The sequence below is a fragment of the Streptomyces sp. NPDC094032 genome (assembly GCF_040303965.1).
In the GTDB taxonomy this organism is placed as follows: Bacteria; Actinomycetota; Actinomycetes; order Streptomycetales; family Streptomycetaceae; genus Streptomyces.
Map to the genome: position 1 here is coordinate 1 of NZ_JBEOUE010000054.1, position 6,380 is coordinate 6,380.

Genomic DNA, 6,380 nt, shown 5'->3' on the forward strand with positions numbered 1-6,380 from the left:
ACTCTATCAGATCCTTTCGGGCCTGATTCCCAGTCAGCGGGAGTTGTCTTCGCGGCTGTTGGGCCGTTCCGACGAGTGAGACTTTAGCGGATTCCCTGCCCCCGAAGCGAATCGAGCGACTGGCGCTCGAATCCTTCGGACACGGATTCCTCATTCCGCAAAAACGCACGAGAAGACAGGACGGAACGACAAAGAACCGTCAGCTTCTGTGGGTCTTGCGGGATGACTGCCCGGGGCCGATGCGAATCGGTGCTCACGTCGGACAGCTCGGAGGACATTACGCACCGGCGAAGCCCATGTCAACTCCACGCCTGCCGCCCCTGGCGCACCGACCGGACCTGCAACAAGACTGCACAGGTGAACGACCTCTCCCCCCGTCACCCCTGCCCCTGCTGCGGGCACCGCGTGCTGGACGCGATGCCCGGCTCGTACGAGATCTGCCCCATCTGCTTCTGGGAGGACGACGGGGTCCAGTTCCGCTGGCCGACGATGGCCGGCGGGGCGAACAGGGTCTCCCTGCTCCAGGCCCAGCAGAACTACCAAGCCTTCGGCGCCTGCGATCAGCACGGCCGACGCTACGTCCGCCCTCCGGCCGAGGACGAGCCGCTCGACCCCGCCTGGCGCCCCATCGACCTGACACGGGACTCCTTCGAGGACTGGACGACCGAGGACCGCACCCCATGGCCCCCCGACCGCTCGGTGCTCTGCTGGTGGCTCCCCACCTTCTGGCGCCGGAACCACTCCGCGTCATGACCTCCCCCATCGAGAGACTCGTCCAGCAGCTCGACGGCAAGGCCGACGAGTCCTACGACGCCCGCGCGGAGCTGATCTGGATCGGCGCCGACGTCATACCGGCCGTCATCGACGGTCTGCCGTCCCTCGGCGGCTTCGGTCAGCTGACTGCCATCGAGGTCTTCGAGGAGGTGGGCGATCCCCGTTGTGGCCCCGCTCTCATCGGCCTGCTGGACAGCGACAACCCGACCGTCCGCGAATGGGCGGCCATGGCTCTGGCGAGCCTGGAGATCGACGGCGCCGTTGAGCCTCTGCGCCGCGCCTACCGCGCCTGCCTGGAACGGGCGACCCCACCGGACCGGACCGAGCCCGACGGCATCCGCTGGGCCCTGACCGCCCTCGGTGCCCGCACCCCCGTCATCCCGCCGCTCACAGCGCGCCTACGAGCCACCGCGGCGGACGACGCCCCCGGCTGGCCTTCAGCCCACTTCACCGAGATCATCAACGACCTGGCCGACCACGCCCAGGTGATCCTCCACTCCCACTTCTGGCGAGTGGACGCCGGCCGCACGTACGGCGTCTCCGGCCCCGGCCTGGATGGGGAACTCGACTGGACCGCCCCCTGGGAGCACCTGGTCGAAGAATCCCGCGCCTGGTCCCTACTGGAAGCCTCCGAAGCCCCCGTCGGCGACGACATCTTCGTCGCCCCCACCTGGATCGACCGTACCGACCTGCACCTGGAGAGGTGACCGATGCTCGGCTACGGCTACGTGATCCTGCGGCCCGATGGCCTCACGGCGAACGTTTCGCCCATCAGCTCATCGACGACGCGGCCACGATCACCGATGCCGAGTGGGAAGCCCTCCTCGGCTACGAGTGGCGCTCGCGCCTCACCGCCGCATGCCTGATTGGCGTCGACCGGAGCGAACGCTTCCGCGAACGCATCGGCGACCTGCTGCCGACCAGCGAGGTCCGCTTCTCCGACAACACCTAGTGCGCCCGTAGAGCGCTGCCACTCGACGGACCTCCAGTGCGAGCTCTGCAACGGCTGGACCCGGCCGTAGCCGCTGCGTCCGCCCTCGGTCCGAACGCGGTCACGGCCTCAGCAGCCGAGCCTGCGCGGATGTGCCCGCCGGTGAGACGGACTCGGTCCTCTTCATCGACGCAAGCCGCCTCGGCACACAGGCCCCTCGACAGCCCCGGCGGCGGCTCGCCTGCGCAAGAGCCTCGACGCCCAGGGCGAGCAGTGGCCCGCAGCGACGGTGAAGTCCCGCGTGTGCCACTTCCGGGCGTCCCGGTCGTGGTGCCCGAAGACCTGACAGAAACCGGCTTCCGTACGGCGAACATCCGACGCAGCAGTTGAGCAGCATGACGGCGTTGGCGCGGCAAGGGGGCCACGAGGACGACTGGAGCAGGAAGGGGGCGCAGGATGCCGGTGACCTGTCTGTGCCCCTGGTCCGTTCCCGGAGCCACCGTTCGACGTGACTGATATTTTATGAAGATCACATCCTGGTGGGGGGAAAGCCGCCGGGGCTTGGAGATCAGGAAGACAATGCGCATTGCCCAGATCCTCGACAAGATCGACTCCGGCGACATCGCCCTGCCGGAATTCCAGCGCGGGTATGTATGGACCCGCGACCAGGTACGCGGATTCTTCCAGTCCCTCTATCGCAGTTACCCGATCGGCGGCTTTCTCACCTGGGGCACCAAGGCTGAAATCACACAGACCAGAGGAGGCCGGGCCGACAGGGACGGCACTGTAAACCTTCTGCTGGACGGGCAGCAGCGAGTGACCACTCTCTACGGAGTGACCCGCGGTCGGCCTCCCCACTTCTTCGAAGGAAACCCGGCAACGCTGACGGGGCTGCACTTCAACCTGGATACGGAGACGTTCGAGTTCTACGCACCGGCGAAGATGAAGGACAACCCGTTGTGGTTGGACGTCACCTCCCTCCTTCGCAACGGTCTGAGCACCCACCTGCAGACAGTGAATCAGCTGGCTGACGGGGACACCGAGGTGCTGTCCACCTACATCGAACGTCTGAACCGCATCACCCAGATCATGGACCGAGAGGTCCACATCGACGAAGTCACAGGTGAGGACAAAACCATCGATGTCGTCGTCGAAATCTTCAACAGGGTGAATTCTGGCGGCACCAAGCTCTCCAAGGGCGACCTGGCTCTGGCTGCGATCTGCGCCTCGTGGCCGGAAGCCCGGCCGACGATGAACGAGGCCCTGACGACTTGGTCCGCGGCAGGGTTCGACTTCAAGCTCGACTGGCTGTTGCGCAATGTCAACGCGGTACTCACTGGCGAGGCACAGTTCTCGAAGCTGGCGGAGGTTGGAGTTCTCGCCTTCCGGGCCGGCTTGAAAGAGACCATCGACTCCGTCGACTACATGCTCAACGCGCTCGGCGGACGGCTGGGACTCGACCACGGAAGGGTCCTCAGTGGCCGGGGTGCCTTCCCTGTCATGAGCCGTCTGCTCCACATCCACGGCGGAAGATTCCCTGACGGGACAACCCGCGACCGGCTTTTCTACTGGTACGTCCACAGCTTCCTGTGGGGCCGTCACACGGGAGCGACGGAAACTGCGCTCAATCAGGATCTGCGGGCGCTCGACGACGGCGGAGTCGACCTGCTCATCGACGTGCTGCGACGCAGCCACGGCGGCCGGCTGCAGGTGAGCCCCGACGACTTCGCGGGTGCCAGCATAGGATCGCGTTTCTATCCCCTGCTGTACATGCTCACGCGGGTCCACGGCGCGCAGGATCTGGACAGCGGGGTACCGCTACGGGACGGCATGCTGGGCCGACTGAACTCCCTGCAGGTTCACCACATCTTTCCCAAGGCTCGCTTGCGCGCGTACGGGTACAGCAGCGCCGAAATCAACGCAGTGGCCAACTTCTGCTTCCTCACGCAGGACACCAACCTACGGGTTGGGGCCAAGCATCCCGCGAATTACCTTCCAGAGATCACGATGCGTATGCCGGGCGCGCTGGAATCACAGTGGATCCCGGTGGATCCGGAACTCTGGCGGGTTGAAAACTACCTGGATTTCCTGGCCGCGCGTCGCGAACTCCTGTCGTACGCCGCAAACGACTTCCTGGAAGCACTCCACGATGGCCCAGCCCCTGTAGACCTCGTCTCTCCCTCACGGTCCGGGCTTCCGCGTACTGCCGTGGCGGTGGCCGAACCAACCTCGTTCGACGACGTTCCCGGCCTCGCGGCACTCCTGCATGAGGTCCGGGAAGCGGGATTCGCGGCGCCCGACCTGGACAGCGAGGTGGTCGATCCACGTACGGGAGAGGCGATCACCATCGCCACCGCCTACTGGCCTCATGGTCTCCAGGAGGAGGTGGGCGGATCCGTGGTCCTGGCCATCGACACGACACCCGCAGAGCAGGCAGCGATGGAAGCGAGCGACTATCGCGTCTTCCACAGCGCCGACGCCCTGCGCCGGTACGTCAGAAACATGCGCGCCGAGCACGCATCATCGTGACCTGAGACAGACGAGATCAATCCGCACGGGACGCCGGGCGAACCCACACCGATGCCGCGCCCGGCGCCCCAGGTCACGGTGAGGACGAAGGGGGCGGACTCGATCGAGTCCGCCCCCTTCTGACCTGCATGTTCGCCACGTCAGCAACGTGGCGTTGTTTCAGCCGCTCACACGTTGAAACGGAACTCCACCACGTCGCCGTCCTGCATGACGTACTCCTTGCCCTCCATGCGGGCCTTGCCGGCGGAGCGGGCTTCGGCTACTGAGCCGGTGGCTACCAGGTCGGCGAAGGAGATGACCTCGGCCTTGATGAAGCCCTTCTGGAAGTCGGTGTGGATGACACCGGCCGCCTCGGGGGCCGTCGCGCCCTTCTTGATGGTCCAGGCGCGGGATTCCTTCGGGCCTGCCGTCAGGTAGGTCTGGAGGCCGAGGGTGTCGAAGCCTACGCGGGCGAGGATGGCCAGGCCGGGCTCCTCGGCGCCGACGGACTGGAGGAGCTCCATGGCGTCCTCCTCGTCGAGCTCGGTGAGGTCCTGCTCCAGCTTGGCGTTGAGGAAGATCGCCTCGGCCGGGGCGACCAGGGCGCTCTGCTCCGCCTTGAAGACGTCGTCGGTCAGCTCGTCCTCGTCGACGTTGAAGACGTAGAGGAAGGGCTTCGTGGTCAGGAGGTGGAGGTCGTGGAGGAGCTCCGCCTTCTCCGAGCCCTGGACGATGCCCTGCGAGAAGAGGGTGTCGCCCTTCTCCAGGATCGCCTGGGCGGCCTCGACGGCGGCGACCTTGGGCGCCGTGTCCTTCTTGATCCGCATCTCCTTCTGGAGGCGCGGCAGGACCTTCTCGATGGTCTGGAGGTCGGCGAGGATCAGCTCGGTGTTGATCGTCTCGATGTCGTCCTTCGGCGAGACCTTGCCGTCGACGTGGACGACGTTCTCGTCCTTGAAGGCGCGGATGACCTGGCAGATGGCGTCCGACTCGCGGATGTTCGCCAGGAACTTGTTGCCCAGGCCCTCACCCTCGCTCGCGCCGCGCACGATGCCGGCGATGTCGACGAAGTCGACGGTGGCCGGGAGGATGCGCTGGGAGCCGAAGATCTCGGCCAGCTTGGTCAGGCGGGCGTCCGGGACGCCGACGACGCCGACGTTGGGCTCGATCGTGGCGAACGGGTAGTTGGCCGCCAGCACGTCGTTCTTGGTCAGGGCGTTGAACAGGGTCGACTTGCCGACGTTCGGCAGGCCGACGATTCCGATCGTGAGCGACACGGTGGCGACTTCCCTAGAGGAGTGGAGGTGGGGCGATCCCCCAGTTTACGGGGGCCCCGGACCGGGCACAGACGGCGCTCTTCGCGCCAAGGTCACCCAAAGGGCGTGTCCCGCACCTGGTTCCCGGCCCCATCCGACCTACGTTGGTGGGGTGGAGCAGCACAGGACACGCAAGCCGCAGTCGCGGCGCCCCGCCGGGCGACGGCCGCAGACCCCTCTGACGCCGCCCGGCGCGCTGGTCGAGGGCGCCGCGGTCTATCGCGTCGCCGCCCGGCCGCGCCCCGGCACACCCCGTCCGGAGCGCCCGGCGCCCCCGATCGTGGTGGCGCTGCGCAAGCTGCCCAACCCGCGGCTCACCGGCCTGGGCGCGGGCCTCTTCGGCACCGCCGTGATGCTGGTCCTCGGCTTCCTCGACTGGCTGCTGTTCGACAGCTCGCCGCTCCTCTTCGGCCTGCTGTTCCTCCCTGTCAGCGCCCTGACCGCGCTCTGGGTCCGTACCGCCGACCTGGTCACCGCCCCGATCAGCGTCCCCATCGCCTTCGCCGTCGGCGTCGTCCCCATCTCGGGCGGCACCGGCGGCATCGGCGGCCAGGCGATGGCCCTGGTCACCGCCCTGGCCGTACATGCCGGGTGGCTTTACGGGGGCACGCTGGTAGCGGGCGTCATCGCCAGCGTGCGGAAGGTGCGGGACATGGGCCGGCGGCAAAGGGCTGCCATGGCCGCCGCCGGCCCTTCCGTACGCCGGGTCCAGCGACCCGCCCCCGAACGAGGCTGAGCCGGACGACGGCGCGAGGGGGTCGGGGGCGGGGCTGGGGTAGGGGGTGTCCGGACGTGGCGGCGCCCGTAACGAGCGCAGCGAAGTGAAGGTCGCAGTCCGGACACCCCCTACC

The 6,380-nt window shown here is 67.2% G+C and carries 6 protein-coding genes; 5 read left to right on the forward strand and 1 reads right to left on the reverse strand.

Annotation, left to right across the window (positions count from 1 at the left end):
- The first annotated feature begins 357 nt into the window (after positions 1 to 357).
- The 4 genes from ABTZ54_RS35540 (at position 358) to ABTZ54_RS35555 (ending at position 4,234) form a co-directional block, all read left to right on the forward strand.
- Entirely contained in the window at positions 358 to 753 is a 396-nt protein-coding gene (locus tag ABTZ54_RS35540) for a CPCC family cysteine-rich protein (protein WP_351672080.1), read from the forward strand.
- Positions 750 to 1,481, forward strand: coding sequence for a HEAT repeat domain-containing protein (locus ABTZ54_RS35545; protein WP_351672083.1), 732 nt, complete (start codon positions 750 to 752; stop codon positions 1,479 to 1,481). Before ABTZ54_RS35540 ends, ABTZ54_RS35545 begins: the two co-directional genes overlap by 4 nt.
- Entirely contained in the window at positions 1,478 to 1,726 is a 249-nt protein-coding gene (locus ABTZ54_RS35550) for a DUF6000 family protein (protein WP_351672086.1), read from the forward strand. Before ABTZ54_RS35545 ends, ABTZ54_RS35550 begins: the two co-directional genes overlap by 4 nt.
- Before the next feature lie 501 nt (positions 1,727 to 2,227).
- Positions 2,228 to 4,234 (forward strand): GmrSD restriction endonuclease domain-containing protein, encoded by a 2,007-nt coding sequence (locus tag ABTZ54_RS35555; RefSeq protein WP_351672089.1) that lies wholly within the window; start codon positions 2,228 to 2,230, stop codon positions 4,232 to 4,234.
- Positions 4,235 to 4,401: 167 nt separating this feature from the next.
- Here ABTZ54_RS35555 and ychF read toward each other — a convergent pair whose 3' ends face one another.
- Entirely contained in the window at positions 4,402 to 5,490 is a 1,089-nt protein-coding gene (gene ychF, locus ABTZ54_RS35560; RefSeq protein ID WP_351672092.1) for a redox-regulated ATPase YchF, read from the reverse strand.
- A gap of 151 nt (positions 5,491 to 5,641) precedes the next feature.
- On the opposite strand from ychF, the gene ABTZ54_RS35565 reads away from it, so the two are divergent.
- Positions 5,642 to 6,265 (forward strand): DUF6542 domain-containing protein, encoded by a 624-nt coding sequence (locus tag ABTZ54_RS35565; RefSeq protein ID WP_351672095.1) that lies wholly within the window; start codon positions 5,642 to 5,644, stop codon positions 6,263 to 6,265.
- Positions 6,266 to 6,380 lie beyond the last annotated feature (115 nt).

Coding starts and splice junctions, on each gene's coding strand:
- ABTZ54_RS35555 (WP_351672089.1), top strand. CDS start 2,228: ATGAAGATCACATCCTGGTGGGGGGAAAGCCGCCGGGGCTTGGAGATC.
- ABTZ54_RS35545 (WP_351672083.1), top strand. CDS start 750: ATGACCTCCCCCATCGAGAGACTCGTCCAGCAGCTCGACGGCAAGGCC.